This window comes from Lutibacter sp. TH_r2, from assembly GCF_033101135.1.
Classification (GTDB): Bacteria; Bacteroidota; Bacteroidia; order Flavobacteriales; family Flavobacteriaceae; genus Lutibacter.
Genome location: NZ_JAWMPV010000001.1, coordinates 1584271 through 1609972, shown reverse-complemented (window position 1 = coordinate 1609972; position 25702 = coordinate 1584271). Strand labels below are relative to the sequence as shown.

The 25702-nt window shown below is 29.7% G+C and carries 23 protein-coding genes; 9 read left to right on the top strand and 14 right to left on the bottom strand.

Going from position 1 to position 25702, the window contains the following annotated elements; all coding sequences use genetic code 11:
• Positions 1 to 19: 19 nt before the first annotated feature.
• From ilvC to R3X25_RS06810, 4 genes are all read right to left on the bottom strand, one after another.
• Complete coding sequence (gene ilvC, locus R3X25_RS06825; protein ID WP_317673156.1) at positions 20 to 1492, bottom strand: ketol-acid reductoisomerase; 1473 nt, start codon at positions 1490 to 1492, stop codon at positions 20 to 22.
• A gap of 18 nt (positions 1493 to 1510) precedes the next feature.
• Positions 1511 to 2032: an acetolactate synthase small subunit gene (ilvN, locus tag R3X25_RS06820; protein ID WP_317673154.1), complete on the bottom strand. Its 522-nt coding sequence runs from the start codon at positions 2030 to 2032 to the stop codon at positions 1511 to 1513.
• Position 2033: 1 nt separating this feature from the next.
• Entirely contained in the window at positions 2034 to 3767 is a 1734-nt protein-coding gene (ilvB, locus tag R3X25_RS06815; RefSeq protein WP_317673152.1) for a biosynthetic-type acetolactate synthase large subunit, read from the bottom strand.
• 452 nt (positions 3768 to 4219) lie between these two features.
• Positions 4220 to 5764, bottom strand: coding sequence for a hypothetical protein (locus tag R3X25_RS06810; RefSeq protein WP_317673150.1), 1545 nt, complete (start codon positions 5762 to 5764; stop codon positions 4220 to 4222).
• 150 nt (positions 5765 to 5914) lie between these two features.
• Here R3X25_RS06810 and R3X25_RS06805 point away from each other — a divergent pair, with 150 nt between their 5' ends.
• From R3X25_RS06805 to galE, 6 genes are all read left to right on the top strand, one after another.
• The gene (locus tag R3X25_RS06805; protein WP_317673148.1) at positions 5915 to 7090 is read left to right on the top strand and encodes a 2-isopropylmalate synthase; all 1176 of its coding nucleotides are present in this window, start codon (positions 5915 to 5917) and stop codon (positions 7088 to 7090) included.
• An 80-nt stretch (positions 7091 to 7170) separates the two neighbouring features.
• A complete protein-coding gene (gene leuB, locus R3X25_RS06800) occupies positions 7171 to 8286 on the top strand; it encodes a 3-isopropylmalate dehydrogenase (RefSeq protein ID WP_317673146.1) in 1116 nt (371 codons plus the stop codon).
• 55 nt (positions 8287 to 8341) lie between these two features.
• Positions 8342 to 9136, top strand: a complete 795-nt coding sequence (gene epsC, locus R3X25_RS06795) for a serine O-acetyltransferase EpsC (RefSeq protein ID WP_317673144.1) — start codon at positions 8342 to 8344, stop codon at positions 9134 to 9136.
• Complete coding sequence (gene cysM / locus R3X25_RS06790; RefSeq protein ID WP_317673142.1) at positions 9129 to 10013, top strand: cysteine synthase CysM; 885 nt, start codon at positions 9129 to 9131, stop codon at positions 10011 to 10013. Before epsC ends, cysM begins: the two co-directional genes overlap by 8 nt.
• A gap of 81 nt (positions 10014 to 10094) precedes the next feature.
• Positions 10095 to 11249 carry a DegT/DnrJ/EryC1/StrS family aminotransferase gene (locus R3X25_RS06785; protein WP_317673140.1) on the top strand — a complete coding sequence of 385 codons (1155 nt, stop codon included), beginning with the start codon at positions 10095 to 10097 and terminating at the stop codon, positions 11247 to 11249.
• A gap of 2 nt (positions 11250 to 11251) precedes the next feature.
• Positions 11252 to 12259, top strand: a complete 1008-nt coding sequence (galE, locus tag R3X25_RS06780; RefSeq protein ID WP_317673138.1) for a UDP-glucose 4-epimerase GalE — start codon at positions 11252 to 11254, stop codon at positions 12257 to 12259.
• A gap of 73 nt (positions 12260 to 12332) precedes the next feature.
• Here galE and fabD read toward each other — a convergent pair whose 3' ends face one another.
• Positions 12333 to 13214, bottom strand: coding sequence for an ACP S-malonyltransferase (gene fabD, locus R3X25_RS06775; protein ID WP_317673136.1), 882 nt, complete (start codon positions 13212 to 13214; stop codon positions 12333 to 12335).
• Between the two features lie 75 nt (positions 13215 to 13289).
• Between fabD and R3X25_RS06770 the strand changes: the two genes are divergently transcribed.
• The gene (locus tag R3X25_RS06770; RefSeq protein ID WP_317673134.1) at positions 13290 to 13979 is read left to right on the top strand and encodes a queuosine precursor transporter; all 690 of its coding nucleotides are present in this window, start codon (positions 13290 to 13292) and stop codon (positions 13977 to 13979) included.
• A gap of 165 nt (positions 13980 to 14144) precedes the next feature.
• Complete coding sequence (locus R3X25_RS06765; protein WP_317673132.1) at positions 14145 to 16745, top strand: AsmA-like C-terminal region-containing protein; 2601 nt, start codon at positions 14145 to 14147, stop codon at positions 16743 to 16745.
• A 169-nt stretch (positions 16746 to 16914) separates the two neighbouring features.
• Here R3X25_RS06765 and R3X25_RS06760 read toward each other — a convergent pair whose 3' ends face one another.
• Positions 16915 to 17715, bottom strand: a complete 801-nt coding sequence (locus R3X25_RS06760; protein WP_317673130.1) for a DUF2797 domain-containing protein — start codon at positions 17713 to 17715, stop codon at positions 16915 to 16917.
• Between the two features lie 44 nt (positions 17716 to 17759).
• Between R3X25_RS06760 and R3X25_RS06755 the strand changes: the two genes are divergently transcribed.
• The gene (locus tag R3X25_RS06755) at positions 17760 to 19280 is read left to right on the top strand and encodes a GH3 auxin-responsive promoter family protein (protein ID WP_317673128.1); all 1521 of its coding nucleotides are present in this window, start codon (positions 17760 to 17762) and stop codon (positions 19278 to 19280) included.
• On the opposite strand, the gene R3X25_RS06750 is transcribed toward R3X25_RS06755, so the two are convergent.
• The 8 genes from R3X25_RS06750 to aat all read right to left on the bottom strand — a co-directional run bounded on the left by R3X25_RS06750 (position 19277) and on the right by aat (position 25666).
• Positions 19277 to 19705 (bottom strand): hypothetical protein, encoded by a 429-nt coding sequence (locus tag R3X25_RS06750; RefSeq protein WP_317673126.1) that lies wholly within the window; start codon positions 19703 to 19705, stop codon positions 19277 to 19279. The genes R3X25_RS06755 and R3X25_RS06750 overlap by 4 nt on opposite strands.
• 13 nt (positions 19706 to 19718) lie before the next feature.
• Positions 19719 to 20696: a polyprenyl synthetase family protein gene (locus R3X25_RS06745; RefSeq protein ID WP_317673124.1), complete on the bottom strand. Its 978-nt coding sequence runs from the start codon at positions 20694 to 20696 to the stop codon at positions 19719 to 19721.
• A gap of 37 nt (positions 20697 to 20733) precedes the next feature.
• Complete coding sequence (rlmN, locus tag R3X25_RS06740) at positions 20734 to 21771, bottom strand: 23S rRNA (adenine(2503)-C(2))-methyltransferase RlmN (RefSeq protein WP_317673122.1); 1038 nt, start codon at positions 21769 to 21771, stop codon at positions 20734 to 20736.
• Between the two features lie 70 nt (positions 21772 to 21841).
• Positions 21842 to 22891, bottom strand: a complete 1050-nt coding sequence (queA, locus tag R3X25_RS06735; protein WP_317673120.1) for a tRNA preQ1(34) S-adenosylmethionine ribosyltransferase-isomerase QueA — start codon at positions 22889 to 22891, stop codon at positions 21842 to 21844.
• Positions 22892 to 23080: 189 nt separating this feature from the next.
• Positions 23081 to 24295, bottom strand: a complete 1215-nt coding sequence (locus tag R3X25_RS06730) for a 3-phosphoshikimate 1-carboxyvinyltransferase (RefSeq protein WP_317673118.1) — start codon at positions 24293 to 24295, stop codon at positions 23081 to 23083.
• A gap of 166 nt (positions 24296 to 24461) precedes the next feature.
• Entirely contained in the window at positions 24462 to 24701 is a 240-nt protein-coding gene (locus R3X25_RS06725; protein ID WP_317673116.1) for a hypothetical protein, read from the bottom strand.
• Positions 24701 to 25027, bottom strand: a complete 327-nt coding sequence (locus R3X25_RS06720) for a nucleotide pyrophosphohydrolase (protein ID WP_317673114.1) — start codon at positions 25025 to 25027, stop codon at positions 24701 to 24703. The genes R3X25_RS06725 and R3X25_RS06720 overlap by 1 nt, the downstream gene beginning before the upstream one ends.
• Before the next feature lie 3 nt (positions 25028 to 25030).
• Positions 25031 to 25666, bottom strand: coding sequence for a leucyl/phenylalanyl-tRNA--protein transferase (aat, locus tag R3X25_RS06715; protein ID WP_317673112.1), 636 nt, complete (start codon positions 25664 to 25666; stop codon positions 25031 to 25033).
• Positions 25667 to 25702 lie beyond the last annotated feature (36 nt).

The window sequence follows — 25702 nt, the reverse complement described above, 5'->3', positions numbered from 1 at the left end:
TAAATATGTATTAAACTAATTAAACAATCTTCGTCATTGCAGTCATAGAAGCTCTTAAAAATTCTCCAATTTCTTCAACTGGGTGATTTCTAATTGCATCATTTACTTCAATTAATTCTTTGTTATCAACTCCGTTAGCACCATTATTAAAAGCTTTACCAACTAAATTACTTGGCGCATTTTTCACATAATCAGCTATTAAAGGCTTACATGCGTGGTCAAATAAATAACAACCATATTCTGCTGTATCAGAAATTACACTATTCATTTCGTATAATTTTTTACGAGCAATAGTATTTGCAATTAATGGTGTTTCGTGTAAAGATTCATAATAAGCAGATTCATCAATAATTCCAGATTCTGTCATAGCTTCAAACGCTAATTCTACACCTGCTTTCACCATAGCCACCATCAATACTCCGTTGTCAAAATACTCTTGTTCAGAAATTTCAACATCACCTGCTGGAGTTTTTTCGAAAGCAGTTTCACCTGTTGCTGCTCTCCAAGTTAATAAGTTTACATCGTCATTTGCCCAATCTTCCATCATAGTTTTAGAAAATTCGCCTTCCATAATATCATCCATATGTTTTTGGAATAACGGGCGCATAATATCTTTTAATTCTTCTGAAGCGTTGAACGCCGCAATTTTAGCTGGGTTTGATAAACGATCCATCATATTGGTAATTCCACCATACTTTAAAGCTTCGGTAATAGTTTCCCAACCGTACTGAATTAATTTTGAAGCATAACCTGCATCAACACCTTCAGCTATCATTTTATCAAAACATAAAATAGATCCTGTTTGTAACAAACCACATAATATTGTTTGTTCTCCCATTAAATCTGATTTTACTTCGGCTACAAATGATGATTCTAACACACCTGCTTTGTGTCCTCCTGTTCCAACAGCATAGGCTTTGGCTTGTGCCCAACCTTTTCCTTCTGGATCATTTTCTGGATGAACTGCAATTAAAGTTGGCACTCCAAATCCTCTTTTATATTCTTCTCTAACTTCAGATCCTGGCGATTTTGGTGCAACCATAATTACCGTAATATCTTTACGAATTTGCATTCCTTCTTCTACAATATTAAAACCGTGAGAATACGATAATGTTGCTCCTTTTTTCATTAAAGGCATTACAGCAGAAACTACTGCGGTATGCTGCTTATCTGGTGTTAAATTGATCAACAAATCGGCAGTTGGAATCATTTCTTCATAAGTTCCTACTGCAAAATTGTTTTCAGTTGCATTTAAATACGACTGTCTTTTTTCGGCAATTGCAGCTGGCCTTAAAGTATAAGAAACATCTAAACCAGAATCTCTCATATTTAAACCTTGATTTAAACCTTGTGCTCCACAACCAATAACTACAATTTTTTTTCCTTTTAAAGCTTCTACACCTTCTCCAAACTCTGAAGAATCCATAAATCTACATTTTCCTAATTGATCTAATTTGTCTCTTAATGAAAGTGTATTGAAATAATTTGCCATTTTTTTATTTTTATTCTTTTAATTAATTTCTTCTAATAATTCTGATATTGCCATTTTAGGTCTGGTAATTGCTATACGCCCTGAACGCACAAATTGAAGCAAACCAAATGGTTTTAATTTATCATACATTTTATCAATGTTTTCTTTTGAACCAGACGCTTCTATTACAAAATAACGTTCAGTTATTGTAAGTACGTGAGCTCTTCTAAATTTCATTCTTTTTTGAATCTCTTCATTATACAAATGTTCTGTTGAGATTTTAAACAATGCTGTTTCATTGTAAATAATTTCATCTTCAAGATGGTAAAACGCTCGAATAACTTCTATTTGTTTTTCCATTTGACCTATTACTTTTTCAGCTCTTGCTTCTGTAATATTTACAACAAATGTAAACCTGTGAACATTATCTATTTCCGATTTAGAAACAGTCATGCTTTCAATATTAATATGTCGCTTTAAAAATATTGCTGAAAGGCGATTTAATATTCCTACGTTGTTTTCAGTATATACTGAAAATGTTAAATTTTTAATTTTTTCCATTTTAACTTAATCTTACATCTGAAACACTTGCTCCTGTTGGTATCATTGGGAACACATTGTCTTCTTGTTCAATAACAACTTCTAAAAAATAGGCTTCTTTTGAAGCCATCATTGTTTTAATAGCTTTATCTAAATCTTCTCTTTTAGAAACTCTTGTTGCTTCAATATCATAAGCTTCTGCTAGTTTTACAAAATCTGGACTTATCATTTCGGTTGAAGCATAGCGTTTATCAAAAAATAATTCTTGCCATTGACGTACCATTCCTAAATAACTATTATTTAGAACTACTATTTTAACTGCTGCTTTTGTTTGAAGTATTGTTCCAAGCTCATTACAGGTCATTTGGTATCCACCATCTCCAATAATTGCAACTACTTCTCTATCGGGCACTCCCATTTTTGCTCCAATTGAAGCTGGTAAAGCAAATCCCATTGTACCTAAACCTCCAGAAGTTACACTACTTCTAGTTTTAATAAAATCGGCATATCTACAAGCAAACATTTGGTGTTGACCAACATCTGAAACTATTACAGCCTCACCTTCTGAAACTTTGTTAATTCCGCCTAATACTTCACCCATTGTTAATCCTTGTTTAGTAGGATTTAATTGGTTGTGAATTACTTCATTTTTCTCAATTTCATACAACTTATCAAACTCACCCATCCAATTTTTATGATTGGCTTTTTCTACAAACTGCATAATTTCTACTAATGTTTGTTTTACATCACCTAAAATAGCAATATCTGTTTTTACATTTTTATCAATTTCAGCAGGATCAATATCAAAATGAATTACTTTGGCTTGTTTTGCGTAGGTTTCTAGATTACCTGTAACACGATCGTCAAAACGCATTCCAATAGCAATTAACACATCACATGAATTAGTTAATACATTTGGCGCATAATTTCCATGCATACCAACCATACCAACGTGTAATGGATGTTTTGTCTCTAAAGCCGAAAGCCCTAAAACTGTTGAAGCTGATGGGATATCTGTTTTTTCTATAAAACTTTTAAATTCTTGTTCAGCACCTCCAATAATTACACCTTGACCCCAAACAATAAATGGTTTTTTTGCTGCATTAATAATTGAAGCGGCTTCTTTTATTTTTTCAACATCAAATTTAGGAGTTGCTCTATAACTTCTAATTCTTTCGCATTTTTTATAACTAAAATCTAACTCTCCAAATTGAGCATCTTTAGTAATATCGATTAAAACTGGTCCTGGACGACCAGATTTTGCAATATAGAATGCTTTTGCAAATACTTCTGGTATTTCTGAAGCATCTGTTATTTGATAATTCCATTTTGTTACTGGAGTTGATATACCAACAATATCTGTTTCTTGAAAAGCATCAGAACCTAATAAATGTGAACCTACTTGCCCCGTAATACATACTAATGGTGTAGAGTCTATTTGTGCATCTGCAATTCCGGTTACTAAATTTGTTGCTCCGGGACCTGAAGTTGCAAAAACTATCCCTGGCTTACCTGTAACTCTTGCAAAACCTTGAGCTGCATGTGCGGCTCCTTGTTCATGACGTGTTAATACATGATGAAATTTATCTTGATATTTGTATATCTCATCGTAAACTGGCATAATTGCTCCTCCTGGATAACCATAAGCTAAAGTAGCATCTTCTTCTAACAAACACTTTATAACTGCTTCTGCTCCGGTAATTTTAACCGTTTTATCAGTTACTGTTGTTTCAGCTTCTTGATTTAAAGTATTCATATTAATATTTTTAAATTTATCTGTAACACAACCCTGAAACTGAAGCAACAGTGTTTGCGTAATTATTTTATTGCATTTATTTTAACTATTTTATACTTTCACTGTTAATTTCACAATAAATGTATTTTTTAGTTACATTTTAAATAACGAACTACAAATTTAATTTTAGCTTTTAATATTACAGTTTTTCTTTTATTTTTTTTACAATACTCACTACACCTTTATTTAATGTAATAATTTGATTTTGTGACAATTACCATTTACCTTATTACAATGATTATTAAATAAAAAAACCTAACTAATCTTTTATTAGAAAGGTTTTAAAATTTATTTAAAATATATCATTTCTAATCGGTTTGAAAAATAAACACCACTACACTAATAGAAATAGTGTTGATTAAATTTTATTCATTTAAAAAAACAAATGATGACAATTAATTTTGATATAAAAACTATTTTATTAGGCTTTTTGCTTTTTCTTGTATAATACTTTCAACAGTTACATTATTAATTTTACTTTCTAACCAAGAAATAATATCTAAATATAAAAATGCTCTTCGCTCATAAGGATGATTTTCATATACTTTTAATTCTTTATGAAGTTTAATAAATTCCTTTTTTATGTCTTGGGGATAAATATTACTTAAATTCTTTAAAAAGGCAATCATTTTTAATTGCACTTGTTTTAAATCATTCATTTTACGTAAAAATTTATAGGTAGATACAATTAGTTTCTCAATATTATAATCCAAACCAGCTTCATAATGTGCTACTAAATTTAAAACACGAGAAAAACACAACAAATCTTCGCGCATTTTTAATTCTTTATTGGTAATAATTTTTTGCAAATATGCAATACAAGTTTCATTGTCTCCTGCCCCAAAGTACATGCAACCAATTTTATAATAAAACACCATTATATGATGCTTATCAATTTTATCACTGTATAACTCAATTTCATTATTTAACTGAACTGCATAAGGTAAACCAACAGTAAATTTACCTTCTAAAAAATGTAGATTTAATTTGTTTTGGTTATAATATAAAAATATTAAAGTTTTGGTGTTTTCATTTAATGAAATATGTTCGTATCGAATATCGTTTTCCAACATCTCTAACACAGCATTAAACTTTGTTTTATATTTTAGTAAATACAACGATTCTAATAAATAATTAATTGCTTTTAAATAGAAAACAGGGTCTTCTTTTTTTCGTTTAGGATCTTCTTTAAATAAATCCACCCATTTTTGCGCGTACTTAAAACTTGAAATAAAATCTTGATTAATTAAACTCAACCACAAATATGCTTTATATAAAAACAATTTCTCTTTAAAACCTAATTCTGAAATTTTATATTTAGGCATTCGCTTTTCAAAATACTCCTTTACACGTTTAGAATCGTTGTCAACTTTTACATAGCCTTCTTTTAGCATTAAACTATACAATTGTAAAGATAAATTTGAGAGTTTACTAATTCTAACACTTCTTAAACTTAAATCTTTTGCTTGCTCTGTTAACTCGTCAGCTCTATTTAAAATACTTCTAGTTATGTATTGAGATTCTATAACTTTTTCAAACTCAACTATTTCATATGCTAAATTATTCTCGCTATTTTCTAAAGCAATTTCTTTAGCTTTTTCAAGAATTTTTAAGCTTTGCTTATATAACCCTTTACTATATAAAATAGCTGCAAAATCAAATTGCTCTCTTATTTGAGAACGAATATTTTGATGCACAGGATTAAAACGTAAACTCACTAAAATTTGCTTATACAAATGTGCTTTAGTATTTGAAATTTGTTGTTTTTTAATCTTTGTTTTTTTTAAAATTAAAGCATCATTATATTCACTTACTTTTTCTAACAAATTAAACAATGACATAAAATTTGCTTCAGCATTTCCGCCTAATCTACCAACATATAATTTAAATTGTCTTTTTTCAGATTTAGACAAAGATTTGATTAATGAAAAAAGTGCGTCTTTTTGCTCAATAGCCATTGTAACTAGAATATTTTTATTTACTTGATTTTCAGATACTTTAACACATTAAATATAATTTGAATATAGTAAATATGCAACTTTATTATAATTACTTAATAACGTATAAGTATATTTTTGATATTCAAATGTTATAAAAAAAAATCAATAATGAGTAAGAATCGAGTCCAAATTTTTGATACAACGTTAAGAGATGGTGAGCAAGTACCTGGATGTAAGTTGAATACAGAACAAAAAATAGTTATCGCTAAAAGACTAGATATATTAGGTGTTGATGTAATTGAAGCTGGATTTCCAATATCAAGTCCTGGTGATTTTCAATCGGTTGTTGAAATTGGAAAAATTGTTAAAAATGCAACTGTTTGTGGATTAACTAGAGCAAACAAAAAAGATATTGAAGTAGCTGCTGATGCTTTAAAAACAGCTAAACACCCAAGAATACATACTGGAATTGGAACTTCTGATTCTCATATAAAATTTAAGTTTCGTTCCACTCAAGAAGAAATAATAAAAAGAGCTTTTGATGCCGTAGCTTATGCCAAAAGTTTTGTTGAAGATGTTGAGTTTTACGCTGAAGATGCAGGTAGAACAAATAATGAATATTTAGCTCGTGTTTTAGAAGAAGCAATTAAAGCAGGAGCCACTGTTTTAAATATTCCCGATACTACTGGATATTGTTTACCTGATGAATATGGTGCGAAAATTAAATATTTAAAAGAAAATGTAAAGGGTATTGACAACGTAATTCTATCATGTCACTGCCACAACGATTTAGGTTTAGCAACTGCCAATGCAATTGCTGGAGTACAAAACGGCGCTCGTCAAATAGAATGTACAATTAACGGAATTGGTGAACGTGCTGGAAATACTTCATTAGAAGAAGTTGTTATGATTTTAAAACAACATCCTTATTTAAATTTAGATACAGGAGTAAACACCAAATTATTATACGATACTAGTAAAATGGTACAAGATAGTATGGGAATGTATGTTCAGCCTAACAAAGCAATTGTGGGTGAAAACGCCTTTGCGCATAGTTCTGGAATTCATCAAGATGGAGTGATTAAAAACCGTGAAACTTACGAAATTATTGATCCTGCTGATGTTGGAGTTACAGAATCTTCAATTGTATTAACCGCTAGAAGTGGTAGAGCAGCTTTAGCCTATAGAGCTAAAAATGTTGGTTACGACTTAACTAAAATTCAATTAGATGACGTGTACCCACAATTTTTAAAATTTGCAGATCACCATAAAGAAGTAAATGACGAAGATATTAACCATTTAATGGGTCTAAATCATATTAAAAAAGCAAGTTCATTAACTTAAACTCTTTATTTTTTTATTCATTTTGCATTATTCAATTAAAACTTTGTAGTTTTACTTAATTGATATTTAATTATTGAACTATGAAGTTAGAAATTGCAGTACTTCCAGGTGATGGAATTGGACCTGAAGTAACTCAACAAGCTACAAAAGTTTTAAATGCTATTGCCGAAAAATATAAACACTCTTTTAATTACAACAAAGGGTTGGTTGGGCATTGTGCTATACTAGAAACCGGAGTTCCATTACCAAATGAAACATTAGAAATATGTACCAATGCAGATGCTATTTTATTCGGTGCTATTGGCGACCCTAAATACGATCTAAATCCAAATTTAAAAATTAGACCAGAACAAGGTTTATTACAATTACGCAAAAAACTAGGTTTATTTGCAAATATTCTTCCAATTTCTACATACAACGCGTTACTTCATAAATCAAATTTAAAAGAAGCAGTAATTGATGGTACCGATTTTATCATTTTTCGAGAATTAATAGGTGGTATTTATTTTGGCAAAAAAGAGTTTAGCAACAATGGTAAAAGCGCTTCAGATACTTGTAGTTATTCTATTGATGAAATAGATAGAATTGCTCATTTAGCTTTTAGAGCAGCCAAACTTCGAAGAAAAAAATTAACGCTAGTTGATAAATCTAATGTATTAGCTACTTCAAAATTATGGAGAACAAGAGTTGCAGAAATTGCACAACAATATCCAAGTGTTCAATTAAGTTTTTTATATGCAGACAATGCATCTATGCAGTTAATTTTAAAACCAACACAATTTGATGTTATTTTAACAGAGAATATGATTGGAGATATTTTATCTGATGAAGCAAGTGTAATTTCTGGTTCAATTGGGTTACTGGCTTCAGCCTCCATTGGCAAACATAATGCTTTATTTGAACCAGTTCATGGCGCTTATCCAAAAGCTAAAGGTAAAAATTTGGCAAACCCGTTAGCAGCTATCTTATCTGCAGCATTACTTTTAGACCATTTCGAATTGTATGATGAAGCTGAAAATATAAGAGCTGCTGTTGAAAAATCTATAGATTTAAATATTACTACACCAGATTTAAATTCAACAAACCATTTCTCAACCACAAATGTTGGGAATTTTATTAGCGATTTTATTTTAGACGATGACAGTACATTTTACAATAAAAACAACATAGATTTAGGCCAATCTACCATCATCTAAACTTTAATAAGTTAGAATTCCTTTTGAAGAATTTTACACTAAACGGTAAAAAATTATGACCGCAAAAGAAAACATTATTAATAAAATAATTGAAAGTAAAAATAAACCTCATTTAGATTTTAGCTTAAAGCGAAAAACTGAAGCTTTCACAAACAATTTATTTAACACATTATTTGATTCTAATGAGTGTGTCGCAAATAATATTGAATTATTAGAAGCCGATTTTAATGAAATATACAATCTCGCTAGAAAAACAATCAATCACCGTTGTGGAAATATTTGGAATGACTTTTTAAGAGGCTTACCCGATATTTTTGAAAACTTAAATGCTGATGCAAAATCATTAGTTAATGGCGACCCAGCTTCAAATAACATTGAAGAAGTTTACTTGGCGTACCCAGGGTTTTATGCCGTTGCTATTTATAGATTAAGTCATTTACTTTTTAAATTAAATACACCACTTATTCCTAGATTAATGAGTGAATATGCACATAGTAAAACAGGTACCGATATTCATCCAGGAGCTACTATAGGAAAATCATTTTTTATAGATCACGCAACAGGAACTGTAATTGGAGAAACGTGTATTATTAAAGACAATGTAAAAATTTACCAAGGTGTTACATTAGGAGCCTTACAAGTTTCAAAAGAATTAAAAAACATAAAACGTCATCCAACAGTAGAAAACAATGTGACTATTTATGCAAACGCAACTATATTAGGTGGAGAAACTGTTATAGGAGAAAATAGTATTATTGGAGGTAACGTATGGATTACAGAATCTGTTCCACCTAATTCATTAGTCTATCACAAACCCGAAACACAATTAAAGCAAAAAAAATATGAATAAAAATATAACTCATTTAATTGGAAATACACCTTTAGTAAAGCTAAACTCTATTCTAAAAAAGGAAGGTGTTGAGTTATTTGTAAAATTAGAAGGAAACAACCCTGCAGGAAGTGTAAAAGACCGACCAGCTAGAAATATGATTACTGCTGCTTTAGAACGTGGAGATCTAAAAAAAGGCGATTGTTTAATTGAGGCTACCAGTGGAAATACAGGAATTGCTTTAGCAATGGTTGCGCAACAATATGGTTTAAAAATAGAGTTAGTAATGCCTGAAAACTCAACTAAAGAACGCGTACAAACCATGCGAGCTTATGGTGCAAAAGTAACCTTAACTTCTAAAGAAATTGGTATTGAAGGTTCACGTGCTTATGCAGAAAAAACAGCTAAAGAAAAAGGCTATGTAATTTTAGATCAATTTGCAAATAATGATAATTGGAAAGCACATTACAAAACTACTGGACCTGAAATTTGGAATGCTACAAATGGAGAAATAACACACTTTATTTCAGCAATGGGAACTACAGGTACTATTATGGGAACTTCAACCTATTTAAAAGAACAAAACACCAATGTTCAAATTATTGGAGCACAACCAATGGATGGATCAAGCATTCCTGGAATTAGAAAATGGTCTCCTGAATTTGTCCCGAAAATATTCAACCCAAAAAAAGTTGACAAAGTAATTGAAGTGAGCGAAGATGAATCTCGCACTATGACCAAACGTTTAGCAAAAGAAGAAGGAATTTTTTGTGGAATGAGTAGCGGAGGCGCTGTAACTGCTGCATTAAAATTAGCAAAAACCATAGATAAAGGTATGCTTGTTGCTATTATTTGTGACAGAGGCGATCGTTATTTATCATCTAATTTATTTGAGTAAAACGTTGTCGCAACAATTCGTATTAATAATTGTATTAGATACGCTTTTATTGTAATTTTACAATTCATAATAGTACGTACAATGAGAAAAATTCAAATGGTTGATCTTAAAGGTCAATACGAAAAAATAGAGAAAGAAGTAGACCAAAAAGTATTAGAAGTTTTAAAATCTACAGCTTTTATTAATGGACCAGAAGTTCATGCATTTCAAAAAGAATTAGAAGAATATTTAGGCGTTAAAAATGTAATTCCTTGTGCTAACGGTACAGATGCTTTGCAAATTGCAATGATGGGATTAGGCTTAAAACCTGGTGATGAAGTTATTACTGCCGATTTTACATTTGCCGCAACAGTTGAAGTTATTGCTTTGTTAGGTTTAACACCAGTATTAGTTGATGTTGAAAAAGACACTTTTAATATTGATATAGACGCTATTAAAAAAGCAATCACTCCAAAAACCAAAGCAATTGTCCCTGTACATTTATATGGACAATGTGCTAATATGGAGGCTGTTTTAGAAATTGCTAAAGAGCACAACTTATTTGTTATTGAAGATACTGCACAAGCTATTGGAGCGAACTATACTTTTAAAAATGGTTCTAAAAAGAAAGCTGGTACAATTGGTAATATAGGAACAACTTCATTCTTTCCATCAAAAAATTTAGGATGTTACGGAGATGGTGGTGCAATTTTTACTGATGATGATGATTTAGCTCATATTATTAGAGGAATGGTAAACCACGGAATGTACAAACGTTATTATCACGATGTGGTTGGAGTAAATTCTAGACTAGATAGTGTACAAGCTGCAATTTTAAGAATAAAACTTCCACATTTAGATACTTATTGTGACGCAAGAAGAACAGCAGCTAAATACTATAATAACGCATTTAAAAACAATAATAATATTGTAACTCCTAAAACAGGAAATAGTTGTGATTTTATTTGTGAATCTTGCGATTGTCATGTTTTTCACCAATACACTTTACAAATTTTAAATGGAAAACGTAATGAGTTGCATCAGCACTTATTAGATAGTGGAATTCCAAATGCAATTTATTATCCAGTTCCTTTACATAGTCAAAAAGCATATGCTGATGAGCGTTATAATGAAGCTGATTTTCCTGTAACTAACCAATTAAAAGATACAGTTATTTCATTACCAATGCACACAGAATTAGATGAAGAACAATTGGCTTTTATCACCAAAACTATCAACAATTTTGTAAATAAATAATAATGAAAAAAGTATTAGTAACAGGCGGATTAGGTTTTATTGGCTCACATACCGTAGTTGAATTACAAAATGAAGGATTTGAAGTATTAATTATTGATAATTTATCTAATTCTAGTATTGAAGTTTTAGATAGAATTACATCAATTACTGGAACTAAACCTTCCTATTTCAATATAGATTTAAGAGAAAAAGAAGCGGTTAAAAATTTCTTTGCAAATAATAAAATTGATGGCGTTATACATTTTGCAGCCTCTAAAGCTGTTGGTGAAAGCGTACAAATGCCTTTAGAATATTACGAAAACAACATTGGAAGTTTAGTTTACATTCTTCAAGAATTAAAAGCAAACAATTTAAATAATTTTATTTTCAGCTCTTCTTGTACTGTTTACGGACAAGCAGATGAATTACCAATTACTGAAAATGCACCCATAAAACCTGCTGAATCTCCTTACGGAAACACAAAGCAAATTGGAGAAGAAATTATTAAAGACACTACTAAAATTTCAGATTTAAAAGCAATTGCTTTACGTTATTTTAACCCAATTGGAGCTCACGAATCTGCAAAAATTGGAGAATTACCAATTGGAGTACCTCAAAACCTAATTCCTTTTGTAGTACAAACTGCTGCCGGTATTAGAAAAGAACTTTCAGTTTTTGGAAGTGATTATAATACTCCTGATGGAACTGCTGTTCGAGATTATATTCATGTAGTAGATTTAGCAAAAGCACATATTGTAGCTTTAAAAAGACTAATTGAAAACAACAACAAAGCTCAATACGAAGTATTTAATTTAGGTACTGGTAAAGGAAACTCTGTTTTAGAAGTAATCAATTCTTTTGAAAAAGTAACAGGTAAAAAAGTAAACTACAAAATGGTTGACAGACGAGAAGGTGATATTACTGCTGCTTATGCAGATACTAGTTATGCTAAAAATGAATTAGGTTGGGAAACTGAATTATCTTTAGACGATGCCTTACTTTCAGCTTGGAAATGGCAAGAAACCTTATAAAAAAAATCTTTAAAAAATAAAAACTCGTTTGAATTTCAAACGAGTTTTTTTTATACATTATATTTAGTAAAAATTAGATACTTGCTCCACTTGCAGCAACACTTCTATCTATTTTACGCATTAATCCTTGTAAAACTTTACCTGGACCAACTTCTATAAATTCAGTACCACCATCAGCAATCATAGCTTGTACACATTGTGTCCAACGTACCGGAGCTGTTAATTGTGCAATTAAATTTTCTTTAATCTCATCAGGACTAGTAACTGCTTTTGCAACTACATTTTGATACACTGGACAAGTTGGCTCACTAAACGTTGTGTTTTTAATTGCTTCAGCTAATTCTTCTCTTGCAGGAGCCATTAATGGTGAATGAAAAGCTCCACCTACTGGTAATTTTAATGCACGTCTTGCTCCTTTTTCTGTAAGCGCAACACACGCTTTATCAATTGCTTCAACTTCACCAGAAATTACTAATTGACCTGGGCAGTTATAATTTGCAGCAACCACTACTCCATCAATACTTGCACAAACTTCTTCAACAACAGCATCATCTAATCCTAAAACTGCAGCCATTGTAGATTCTTGAGCTTCACAAGCTTTTTGCATAGCTAAAGCTCTTTTAGAAACTAGTTTTAATCCGTCTTCAAAAGTTAATACTCCGTTTGCAACCAATGCAGAAAACTCACCTAAAGAATGACCTGCAACCATTTCTGGCTTAAAATTGTCACCCAATACTTTTGCTAAAATTACTGAATGTAAAAATATAGCTGGCTGGGTTACTTTAGTTTCTTTTAATTGTTCTGGAGTTCCTTCAAACATAATATCAGTAATTGGAAATCCTAGAATTTCATTTGCTTGTTCAAAAAGACCTTGTGCTAATGGAGAATTTTCGTACAAATCTAAACCCATACCTGTAAATTGTGCTCCTTGACCTGGAAAAATATATGCTTTCATATTGTATTATTTCAATTTAAAATTCAAAACGCAAAAATAGTAATTATTTGTTATATTCGTGTCAAGTAACTACAAATGAATAACAAACTAAAATCTGAAGCGCTTACCATCTATTTAATTTTAGCATCTATGTTTATAGCTGCTTTAGTGGCTTCAAATTTAATATTTCAAAAATTTTTTTATTGGAATCCTTTTGGATGGTTTAGATTTGAACTATCAGTTGGTATTTTACCGTACCCAATTACTTTTTTAATTACTGATATTATTTCAGAAATATACGGACGAAAAAAAGCAAATCAAGTTGTTGTAGCTGGTATTTTTGCTTCCTTTTTTTCAATGCTTATAGTTTTAGTTGCAAATTTTACTCCTGCAATAGATGGCTCTCCAATTAATAATGAAATTTTTACCAAAGTTTTTGGGCTTTCTCCAATTGCTGTTTTAGCATCTATGCTTGCGTATTTATTTGCACAATTTATTGATATTAAAATTTTTCATTTTTGGAAACGAAAAACAAACGGAAAACACTTATGGTTACGTAACAATTTCTCAACATTTTCATCGCAATTAGTAGATACATTAACTGTTGTAACGCTGTTGTGTATTTTTAAAGTTATACCATGGAGTTTGTTTTACACACTTATAATAAGTGGTTTTTTATTTAAAATACTTATTGCGCTTTTAGATACACCTATTCTATATTTTATTGTCTATTTATTTAGAAGTAGATTTAACTTAAAAGAAGGTGAAGAAATAAAAATTCATTAATAAAACTTTAGCATATTAAATTTACTATTGTTAATTTTTTTTCGTTTTATTTGAACTCAATTAAATTTGTTTGAATTATAAAACAAGTATGCTAAAAAGTTTATCACTCAACAAAATGATAAATAGCGAACGGCATAAGACCGTTTAATAAAAATAAAAAAACACATGAAAAAAGCAATCAAGATTTTTATAGGTATTTTAATTCTATTTTTGGGAATATTAATAGCTATTCCTTATCTGTTTGAAGATAAAATTGTTGAACTTGTAAAAGAAACAGCAAACAACAACGTAAATGCAAAAGTAGATTTTAACAACGTTGATATTAGCTTAATTTCTAGCTTTCCAAATGCAAAAGTTAGTTTAAATAACTTATCAATCATCAACAAAAAACCTTTTGATGGAGATATTTTAGCTAGCGCTAAAAGTTTTTCTCTTCAAATGCCAATTGTAAGCTTATTTACATCAACTTCTAAAGAAATTAATGTGAGTTATATTGCTATTGATGAGGCAACAATTAATGTTTTAGTAAACACAAACGGTGAAGCTAATTACAATATTACTAAAGAAAGTACAACTTCAAGTACAGAAAATAACCAAAAAAATAGTGGAATTAAACTGCAATTAGATGGTTATTCTATTGAGAATAGCTCTATTAATTATACAGACGCTTCTACAGGAATGATTTTAAAATTAGAGAATTTTAACCATAAAGGAAGTGGGAATTTTTCTGAAGCTATTTCAGAATTAAAAACAGAAACTAGTTCTAACGTCTCTTTTGAATATGAAAAAACAAGTTATTTAAAAAATAATTCAGTCCAACTAACAGCAGATATAGCTATGGATTTGAATCAACAAAAATTCACTTTTTTAGAAAATGAAGCGCTTATAAATCAACTACCATTAGTGTTTAATGGATTTGTAAAATTAAATGAAAACAACCAAGAAATTGATTTAAACTTTAAAACACCTTCATCCGATTTTAAAAACTTTTTAGCTTTAATTCCTGAACAATATTCAAAAAACATTAGCGATGTAAAAACAACAGGAAATTTTTCGGTTGAAGGAAATTTAAAAGGAATTGTTGATGAGAAACACATTCCTCAATTTAACATAAACATAGCATCTAACAACGCTAGTTTTAAATATCCAGATTTACCAAAAACTATTCAAAATATTCAAATAAAAACCAACATTTTAAACACTACAGGAATTACAAACGACACCAAAGTTAATATTGAAAATTTAGCGTTTAAAATTGATGATGATGTATTTACTTCAAGTGCTTTTATTAGTAACATAATTAACAATCCTAAAATTAAAGCAAAAGCAAAAGGAACTGTTAATTTGGCAAAAATTAGTAAAGCATACCCTATGGAATCTATTAAGGATTTACAAGGAGTTGTAACAGCTGATTTTGAAACTGCTTTTGATATGAATTCCATTGAAAAAAAACAATATGAAAACACTAAAAACACTGGAAATATTTTATTAACTGGCTTTAAATATGAAGGTGATGAAATGGCAAATCCTTTAGAAATTGAAAATGCTAAAGTTACGTTTAACACAAAAAGTGTACAGCTTAATAATTTTGAAGCTAAAACAGGAGAATCAGATTTAAAAATGAACGGAACTATTGAAAATTTAATTGGTTTTGTTCTAAATAATGAAGCCGTAAAAGGGAATTTCAATTTAAATTCAAACACCTTTAATTTAAATGATTTTATGGTTACCGAAACAGAAACTACTGAAGACAAAAAACCGGATGAAACAACATCTGAACAACTAAAAATACCTTCGTTTTTAGATTGCACTATCAACGCAAACGCTAACAATGTAATTTACGACAATCTTACCTTAAAAAATGTAAAAGGAAATTTAGTAATTAAGGATGAAAAAGCTGATTTAAAAAACTTATCATCTGGATTATTTAATGGAAATGTAATAATGAATGGAAACGTTTCTACAAAAACTGAAACACCCACGTTTGCATTTAATTTAGATATTAAAGATTTTGATATTGCGCAATCATTTACACAATTAGAATTATTTAGTGCGCTTGCTCCAATAGCAAATATTCTTCAAGGAAAAATAAATACAGATTTAAAAGTTTCTGGAAATTTAAATAACGATTTAACACCAAATTTAGCAACATTAAGCGGTAATGCATTGTCTGAATTATTAACTTCAAAATCTACGTTAGAAAACTCAAAAGCACTTTCTTTATTAAGTAATAATTTAGATTTTATAAATTTAAAAGACCTTAATCTAGAGAAAATAAAAACCTCTTTAACTTTTAAAGATGGGAAAATTTCTATAAAACCATTTAACCTTAATTATAAAGATATTCCTATTGAAATTAGTGGTAAACATGGTCTTGACCAAACCATGGATTACAATGTTACTTTTGATGTTCCAGCTAAATATTTAGGTTCAGAGGCCTCTAATCTAATTGCTAAATTAAGTGAGCAAGAAAAGGATAACATTACGGTTCCTGTAACTGCTAATATATTAGGTTCGTTTACACAACCTAGTGTAAAAACAGATCTAAAACAAGCTGTTACTAATTTAACAGCTCAACTTGTTGAAACTCAAAAAAACAAATTAATAGATAAAGGTACAAGTGAGTTAACTAAATTATTAAATGGTAACAAAAAAAGTAGCGATTCTACTAAAACAGAATCAAATAACGCGCTAAAAAATACCGCTAACCAACTAATAAACGGATTGTTTAAAAAGAAAAAAGTGGATACTACTAAAAAAGAGTAACTATTTAGTTCAAAATCTTGGCATACTTTTTGAAATATTCACATCAAATAGGTAACAAAAAAATTACTTATTGATTTATAGATGTAAGTGAAACATAAAGTAAATGCTCCGCCATCACTAAAAAGAAACATTTACACGTATAAATCTCAAAATAAAAAGTGTCAAAATCTTATTCTGAAATTGTAATTGTTACTTTGTAACCTTCACTATTTCTAACATTAAAAACTGTTGAATCTTCAAACATAAGATATTGCCCTTTAACGCCAATTAATTTACCAGAATAAAAAGGTGTTTTATCTAAACTCAACGATTTTACTTTAGTTGGATAGTTAACAACTGGATAGTTAATTTCAGTAACTTTATTATTGTTTTCCAAAAAGTAAGATTTAGCCTCTTCTGGAATATGTGATTTCAATTTATCGCGTTCGGCAATTAAATCAGCTTCAGCAACATTATTTTTTAGCATTTTTTGCCAACTCGTTTTATCTGCAACATAGTTTTTTAAAGCAACTTCAGTAATTCCAGCTAAATATCTATTTGGAACCTCTACAATTTCAATTGCTTTAGACGCTCCTTGATCTATCCAACGTGTTGGAACTTGTGTTTTTCTAGTAACTCCAACTTTTACATTACTACTTAATGCCAAATACACAATATGTGGTTGTAATTGAACTTTCTTTTCATACTCCAAATCTCTATCCTCAATACCTAAATGCGCAGTACTTAATTCTGGTTTCATAATCCAATCTCCAACAGCAGCACTTGCATAAAAACAATCGTAACAAAAACCTTGTCTAAATATTTTTTTAGCTTTTCCACAACATAAACATTCATATCCTTCAAAATTAATTTCAATAGTTCTACCTAATATTTGATTAAAATTTATAAAATTATTATCGGTAGTTAAATAATATTGAACTTTATCGGATAATTCCGTCTTCATTTTTTTTAAAACAGTACTGAATTGCATAAAAGTTTTCTTAAATTTATCTCGCTAAAGATACTTAATAAATTATGCCGTTTACAATATTTAATTCAATAATTTCTTGGTTTTTAAAAAAGCGAAAACATCAAATGGAATTATTTTTGAAATATCCTATCGATGTTCAAAACGAGCTGTTAAGCAAACTTATAAGTAAAGCAAAAAACACTGAAGTAGGTCAAAATTTTAATTTTTCATCAATTAAAAATTATGAAGATTTTACAAAAAATGTTCCTATTCAACAATACGAAACCATAGAACCTTTAATTGAACGCTCACGAAAAGGGGAACAAAATATTTTTTGGCCAACTCCCATAAAATGGTTTGCAAAATCTAGTGGTACAACCAACTCTAAAAGTAAATTTATTCCAGTAAGTGATGAGGCTTTGGAAGATTGCCACATGAAAGCCGGAAAGGATATGCTGTGTATGTTTTTCAACAACAACCCTGAATCTGTTTTATTTAAAGGAAAAGGATTGCGGTTAGGTGGAAGCAGCGCTGTTTACGAAGACAACAATTCCTATTTTGGAGATTTATCGGCAATTATTATTGAAAACATGCCTTTTTGGGCAGATTTTAGAAGTGCGCCTAAACAAGAAGTTGCATTAATGGATGAATGGGAAACTAAAATGAAAGCCATTGTTGATGAAACTATTGAAGAAGACATAACAAGTTTAGTTGGAGTTCCAAGTTGGATGCTAGTTTTATTAAATCGTGTTTTAGAAAAAACTGGAAAAAACAATATTTTAGAGGTTTGGCCAAATTTAGAAGTTTATTTTCATGGTGGTGTAAATTTTAACCCATATAGAGAACAATTTAAAAAACTAATTCCTAAAAATAATTTTAAATACTACGAAACTTACAATGCTTCTGAAGGATTTTTTGCCATTCAAGATTTAAATAATTCATCAGATTTATTACTAATGTTAGATTATGGAATTTTTTATGAATTTATTCCAATGGACACATTTAATGGAGAAAATTCTGAAGCAATTCATCTTTCCGAAGTAAAACTAAATGTAAATTACGCTATAGTAATAACTACAAATGGTGGTTTATGGCGCTATTTAATAGGTGACACTATTAAATTTACTTCTTTAAAACCTTATCGAATTAGAATTACAGGTAGAACCAAACATTTTATAAATGTTTTTGGTGAAGAACTAATTATAGAAAATGCTGAAGATGCTTTAAAACAAGCTTGTTTAAAAACTAATGCTGAAGTGAGTGAATACACAGTTGCTCCAATTTTTATGAATGAAGAAAAAAGTGGCGGACACGAATGGTTAATTGAATTTTCAAAAGAACCAACTTGCATAAATTATTTTACCGAATTACTAGACAATGCATTAAAAGCTATTAATTCAGATTATGAAGCAAAACGCTATAATAATATGACACTAGCAATGCCAAAAGTAATTGTTGCAAGAAAAGGTTTATTTTACCAATGGTTAAAGAAAAATGGAAAACTAGGCGGACAACATAAAGTTCCTAGACTCTCTAACTCGAGAAAACATTTAGAAGAACTATTGAGTTTGGAATTAGTTAACTAATCACTAGGGAATTTATTATTTAAATTATCAAAAATTGACTCCAATTGATTTTCCGAATAATCTAACTCCAATATTTTTAACCCTAACTTTATAGTAGAACAAGTAAAGCTTTTATGTCCTTTTTTTGTAAGTATATCACTATATAACATTGACATTGCAGTAGAATCTGGCAAATCCAATAGATGAACAATTCTATCAATGTTTTTATGAAAATCGTCTCTTAAATTTGCTATAAGTAATAAGTCATTATGAACAGGCAATAAACTAACTCCTCTAAAATCAGTAAAAATCTTTTTAATTGAACCTAACTGTTTTTGCTTTACTAAAAAATGATGGTAATCAATTAAAGTATTTAAATCCCATTCTCCTTTGAATTTTTGGACTAGTAAATTTTGCTCTTCAAAAAATTCAAAATAAATCTTCATAATTCAATTTTCGCTATTTTTTTCGTTCAATAACATAATTCACCATTGTTAATAGTGAATCTTTATAAGGTGAAGACGGATAGTTTTCTAAAATCTGAAGAGCTCTTTCCTGATATTCTTTCATTTTAGAAATGGTATATTCCATTCCTCCTTTTTCTTTTACAAAAGCAATCACTTCTCTAACTCTATTTTTATTTCTATTGTGTTTTTTAACAGAATTAATTAACCATTTTTTTTGTTCTTCCGAGCAATTATTTAAGGTATAAATAAGTGGAAGCGTCATTTTTTGTTCTTTAATATCTATTCCGGTTGGTTTTCCAATTTTAGCATCGGTATAATCAAATAAATCATCTTTAATTTGAAAAGCTATTCCAATTAATTCACCAAACTCACGCATTTTTTCAATTTCTTCTTTACCGCTACCAACAGAAGCTGCACCAATTCCACAACAGGCAGCAATCAAAGTAGCTGTTTTCTGACGAATAATTTCAAAATAAATTTCTTCGGTAATATCTAATCTTCTCGCTTTTTCAATTTGAAGCAATTCACCTTCGCTCATTTCTCTAACAGCAACAGAAATTAATTTTAGAATGTCAAAATCATCATTATCTATTGAAAGAAGTAAACCTTTTGAAAGTAAAAAGTCACCAACTAAAACTGCAATTTTATTTTTCCAAAGTGCATTTATTGAAAAGAAACCTCTACGCCTGTTACTATCATCAACCACATCATCGTGTACCAGCGTCGCCGTATGAATTAATTCTATAATAGAAGCTCCACGGTAGGTACGTTCTTCAAATTTACCATTAGAAACCATTTTAGCCACCAAAAACACAAACATTGGTCGCATTTGTTTTCCTTTTCTTCGAACTATATAATGGGTAATTCTGTTCAGCAGCGGAACTTTGGTAAGCATTGCCTCTTTGAACTTGCTTTCAAAGAGTTCCATTTCTTGAAGTATGGGCTGTTTAATTTGCTCTACTGCTTTCATCTAATATTCAAAAGTAACTAAAAAAAAGAAAAAAAGGTTAACTTTTATTTGCTAATTGTCCGCAGGCTGCATCAATATCTTTACCTCTACTTCTACGCACGTTAACAACTATGCCATTCATTTCTAAATTACTAATGTAATTATTTATTGTTGTATTATTTGCTTGTTGAAATTCACCATCATCAATTGGATTGTATTCAATTAAATTCACCTTACAAGGTACGTGTTTACAGAATTTAACCAAGGCTTTTATGGCTTCTTGAGAATCGTTGATTCCTTTCCATACAACATATTCATAAGTAACTCTACTATTTGTTTTTGCATACCAATATTGAAGCGATTCTTTTAATTCTTCTAAAGGAAAAGCTTTGCTAAATGGCATAATTCTGCTTCTAACTTCATCTATTGCTGAATGAAGTGATACGGCTAAACCAAATTTCACATCATCATCGGCTAACTTTTTAATCATTTTTGGAATTCCTGATGTAGAAACTGTAATACGTTTTGGAGACATTCCTAAACCTTCTTCTGAAGTAATTTTATCAATTGCTTTAAGTACATTGTTATAATTCATTAATGGCTCTCCCATTCCCATAAAAACAATGTTAGACAATTTGTGATTGTAATACAGTAAGCTTTCTTGATTTATTGCGGAAACCTGATCAAAAATTTCATCGGGATTTAAGTTTCGCATTTTTTTAAGTCGTGCAGTAGCACAAAAATTACAATCTAAACTACATCCAACTTGGCTAGATACGCAAGCTGTAGTTCTAGAATCGGTAGGAATTAAAACAGACTCTACAATTAAACCATCGTGTAAACGAACTGCATTTTTCACCGTTCCATCTGAACTGCGTTGCATGGTATCTACTTCTATATGGTTAATTACAAAATTTGCTTCAAGCATTTGACGTGTTTCTTTAGAAATATTCGTCATTGCTTCAAAAGAGTAAGCACTTTTACTCCAAAGCCATTCATAAACTTGGTTTCCACGAAAAGCTTTGTCTCCATTCTCTTCAAAAAAATTTCGTAACTGATCTTTGGTTAAAGCTCTAATGTCTTTTTTTGCACTCATTTTAAATCTGTTTTATAAAAGAATTCCCGCCAAAGCGGGAACTCAAATTTATTTTATAAAATTCTAATTTTTAAATAATCAACATCGCATCTCCGTACGAGTAAAACTTGTATCCTTCCTTTACAGCTTCTTCGTAAGCTTCCATTAAAAAGTCGTAACCAGCAAATGCTCCTGCCATCATCATTAAAGTAGATTTTGGTGTATGGAAATTAGTAATCATTGCGTTTGCAATACTAAAATCATAAGGAGGGAAAATAAATTTATTTGTCCAACCATCAAATTCATTTAAATGGTGATCTGATGATACTGAACTTTCCATTGCTCTCATAACTGTAGTTCCTACAGCACAAATTCTTCTTTTACTATCTATAGCTTCATTTACAACTTTAACAGTTTCTGGGCTTACTATAACTTGTTCAGAGTCCATTTTGTGTTTAGATAAATCTTCAACTTCAACAGCGCTAAAAGTACCTAAACCAACGTGTAATGTAACTTCAGCAAAATCAACTCCTTTAATTTCTAAACGTTTCATTAAATGTTTAGAAAAGTGTAAACCTGCAGTTGGAGCAGCTACGGCACCTTCATGCTTTGCATAAATAGTTTGGTAACGTTCCTCGTCACTTGGTTCAACATCTCTTTTAATATATTTTGGAAGAGGAGTTTCTCCTAATTCTTCTAATTTTTTTCTAAATTCTTCGTAAGAACCATCGTATAAAAAGCGTAAAGTTCTACCTCTTGAAGTGGTGTTATCAATTACTTCAGCAACTAAACTTTCGTCTTCACCAAAAAATAATTTGTTTCCAATTCTAATTTTTCTTGCAGGATCTACCAGTACATCCCATAATCTACTTTCGGCATTTAACTCACGTAACAAAAACACTTCAATACGCGCTCCTGTTTTTTCTTTTTCACCAAACATACGTGCTGGAAACACTTTTGTATTGTTCAAAACCATTAAATCTCCTTCATCAAAATAGTTGATTAAATCTTTGAATTGCTTATGTTCAATAGTTTGTTCTTTTCTATTCAATACCATTAATCGAGATTCATCTCTGTGTTCTGCTGGATATTCAGCCAATAAATCTTCTGGCAAATCAAATTTAAAATGTGATAATTTCATCTGTATGTTTTAGCTCTTTAATTAAGTAAAATGAAACTTTTTTTGAATTAAATATTTATGTTAAAACATAAATTTATACGTATTTAATTCAGAATGTTTCACTGAAAAATTTTTTAATTGTGCGCAAATATACAACATCGGCATAGGCGTTGTCAAGTGATTTGCAATAAAAGTTTGTTTTTGTGATTTTTAACTTGTGATTTTTTTGAAATCATCCCAAAAAGTTGGGTATGATTTTGAAACTACATTTGCATCTTCAATATTAATAGGAACTTTTAAAGCTAATGGTGCAAAAGCCATTGCCATTCTATGATCTTTATAAGTAGCAATTGATATGTTTTCTTTTATGTTTTTTGAAGATTTTAAATGGAGCGTTTTGTTAGTAATAATAACTTTTCCACCTAATTTTTCTAATTCGGTTTTTAAAGCTACTAACCTATCTGTTTCTTTAATTTTTAAGGTATGAAGCCCTGATAAAAAACATTCAATTCCTAAACCAAAACATGTAACTACAATAGTTTGAGCAATATCTGGAGCGTTTTTTAAATTTAGTTCTTTAAAATAATCTGGATTTATTTCTCCTGTATTTTTTAGTACTATTGAATTAGTTTTAAATGAAGTTTCAACACCCAAATTTTTATAAATTTCCACTAAACACGAATCGCCTTGTAAACTTTGTTGCTTGTATGAAGAAATTTTGATTTCAGCATTTGGACTTAAAGCTACATAACTAAAATAATACGAAGCCGAACTCCAGTCTGATTCTACTACTATTTTTTTAGGCTCAATTTGTTTTTTAGGCTGAATGTTAATGGTGTTTTCAATCCAAGTATATTCAATCCCTAAATCTGTTAATATACCTAACGTCATTTTTATATATGGAATAGACGTAATTTCACCTTTAAAACTTAATTGTAAACCGTTTTCTAAAGAAGATGCAATTAATAATAAAGCTGAAATATATTGACTACTAACACTTCCATTAATTTCGATCTTGTTTTTAATTAATTTTGTTCCAGTAATTTTTAACGGAGGAAAACCATCTTTTTCTACATATTCTATTTTAGCGCCCAATTCTCTCAACGCATCAACTAAAATTTCAATAGGTCTGTTTTTCATTCTGTGCGACCCAGTTAAAACCACTTCAAATTTATTTTTTACAGCAAAAAAAGCAGTTAAAAAACGCATTGCCGTTCCTGCATGTCCAATACTAATTTCATTTTCTACAGAAGCTAATGCTTTTTGCATTACAACTGAATCGTCTGAATTTGATAAGTTATCTATATTTAAATTTGGATAAAATTGCTGTAAAATCAACAACCTATTGGATTCACTTTTTGAACCTGTAATTTGAATTTCTCCATTTACAGTTTTTTTGATTTTATCTAATTTCAACAACTTCATTTTTTATTTCTTTAGTACTTTAAACTAAAACTTCTAATAGTTTTTATTAATTTTTCACAATATTTAGCACGCAAAGTTAACTTTCAAAAGGAAGTATCCAAATTTACAGGATCTATTATAAAAAGAAATTTTACGTATTACTAACTTATGTAAATTGAAGTAATTATTATTTTTTAAATAACTTATAATATCCAGCCATTAATAAGCCATAAGCAATTGATCCGATTACAATTTGCATTATAAATTTAGTAAAGGTTTCTGGTCCAAAATAATCTGCTGCCATTTGACTAAAACTACCTGTTTTTATAATTTGAAGTACAATTTTAAAAATTGAAAAAAATACTAAAAATACAGCTGCAAATTTTACAAACAATTTATGAAAAGGTACCGTTTTATACTTGTTCATTATTTTAATTTTTTATTGTTATGATGACGATTGTGATCGCGTTTTGTTTTAATATCTAATTTTTTATCAAAAGCATCTTGTAAATCAATGCCTGTTTGATTTGCCAAACATAAAACAACAAACATAACATCCGCTAATTCTTCACCTAAATCTTTAGATTTATCACTTTCTTTTTCACTTTGCTCTCCATATCTACGTGCAATAATTCGGGCTACTTCACCAACTTCTTCAGTTAATTGCGCCATGTTTGTTAGCTCGTTAAAATAACGAACTCCATGCGTTTTTATCCAATTATCTACTTCTAATTGTGCGTTTTTTATATCCATTACTTATTTTTTTAAATACTTTAAAAATTCTTTTTGAGGAATTTCAATTGCTCCTAAACTTTCCAAATGTTTATTGTACACTTGACAATCTATTAATTTATAATTCTCTTTTTCTAACTTTTGAGCCAAATAAATAAATGCTGCTTTTGATGCGTTACTAACTTTGCTAAACATACTTTCTCCACAAAATATAGTTTTCAAATCAATTCCGTACAAACCTCCAACTAATTTGTTGTTTTGCCAAACTTCAACAGATTTTGCTTTTCCTAATTTATGTAATTTAGTATATGCTTGTTGCATTTCATCTGTAATCCAAGTTCCGCCTTGTCCTTCTCTAGTTATTGTTTTACAGTTTGATATTACTTCTTCAAAATTTTGATTAAATGTAATCTTAAATTCATTTCTTTTAAGAATTTGACGCATACTTTTTGAAATTTTTACTTCATTAGGAAATAATACCATTCGCCATTTTGGACTGTACCAAATTATTGGTTCACCTTGATTATACCAAGGGAAAATTCCAGATTTATATGCTAATTGTAATCTTTCAACCGATAAATCGCCTCCAATTCCTAACAATCCATCTTCATTTGCCAAATGTACTGGTGGAAAAACTAATTCTTCGGTTATTAAATACATGGTTACAAATATAATGAAACAAAAAAAGAGAAAAAC

Coding starts and splice junctions, on each gene's coding strand:
- rlmN (WP_317673122.1), bottom strand. CDS start 21,771: ATGAGTGCAAAAAAAGACATTAGAGCTTTAACCAAAGATCAGTTACGA.
- galE (WP_317673138.1), top strand. CDS start 11,252: ATGAAAAAAGTATTAGTAACAGGCGGATTAGGTTTTATTGGCTCACAT.
- R3X25_RS06750 (WP_317673126.1), bottom strand. CDS start 19,705: ATGAAGATTTATTTTGAATTTTTTGAAGAGCAAAATTTACTAGTCCAA.
- R3X25_RS06810 (WP_317673150.1), bottom strand. CDS start 5,764: ATGGCTATTGAGCAAAAAGACGCACTTTTTTCATTAATCAAATCTTTG.
- R3X25_RS06770 (WP_317673134.1), top strand. CDS start 13,290: ATGAATAACAAACTAAAATCTGAAGCGCTTACCATCTATTTAATTTTA.
- cysM (WP_317673142.1), top strand. CDS start 9,129: ATGAATAAAAATATAACTCATTTAATTGGAAATACACCTTTAGTAAAG.
- R3X25_RS06805 (WP_317673148.1), top strand. CDS start 5,915: ATGAGTAAGAATCGAGTCCAAATTTTTGATACAACGTTAAGAGATGGT.
- aat (WP_317673112.1), bottom strand. CDS start 25,666: ATGTATTTAATAACCGAAGAATTAGTTTTTCCACCAGTACATTTGGCA.
- R3X25_RS06755 (WP_317673128.1), top strand. CDS start 17,760: ATGCCGTTTACAATATTTAATTCAATAATTTCTTGGTTTTTAAAAAAG.
- R3X25_RS06785 (WP_317673140.1), top strand. CDS start 10,095: ATGAGAAAAATTCAAATGGTTGATCTTAAAGGTCAATACGAAAAAATA.
- epsC (WP_317673144.1), top strand. CDS start 8,342: ATGACCGCAAAAGAAAACATTATTAATAAAATAATTGAAAGTAAAAAT.
- fabD (WP_317673136.1), bottom strand. CDS start 13,214: ATGAAAGCATATATTTTTCCAGGTCAAGGAGCACAATTTACAGGTATG.
- R3X25_RS06745 (WP_317673124.1), bottom strand. CDS start 20,696: ATGAAAGCAGTAGAGCAAATTAAACAGCCCATACTTCAAGAAATGGAA.
- queA (WP_317673120.1), bottom strand. CDS start 22,891: ATGAAATTATCACATTTTAAATTTGATTTGCCAGAAGATTTATTGGCT.
- R3X25_RS06760 (WP_317673130.1), bottom strand. CDS start 17,715: ATGCAATTCAGTACTGTTTTAAAAAAAATGAAGACGGAATTATCCGAT.
- leuB (WP_317673146.1), top strand. CDS start 7,171: ATGAAGTTAGAAATTGCAGTACTTCCAGGTGATGGAATTGGACCTGAA.
- ilvB (WP_317673152.1), bottom strand. CDS start 3,767: ATGAATACTTTAAATCAAGAAGCTGAAACAACAGTAACTGATAAAACG.
- R3X25_RS06765 (WP_317673132.1), top strand. CDS start 14,145: ATGAAAAAAGCAATCAAGATTTTTATAGGTATTTTAATTCTATTTTTG.
- ilvN (WP_317673154.1), bottom strand. CDS start 2,032: ATGGAAAAAATTAAAAATTTAACATTTTCAGTATATACTGAAAACAAC.
- R3X25_RS06720 (WP_317673114.1), bottom strand. CDS start 25,027: ATGGATATAAAAAACGCACAATTAGAAGTAGATAATTGGATAAAAACG.
- R3X25_RS06725 (WP_317673116.1), bottom strand. CDS start 24,701: ATGAACAAGTATAAAACGGTACCTTTTCATAAATTGTTTGTAAAATTT.
- R3X25_RS06730 (WP_317673118.1), bottom strand. CDS start 24,295: ATGAAGTTGTTGAAATTAGATAAAATCAAAAAAACTGTAAATGGAGAA.
- ilvC (WP_317673156.1), bottom strand. CDS start 1,492: ATGGCAAATTATTTCAATACACTTTCATTAAGAGACAAATTAGATCAA.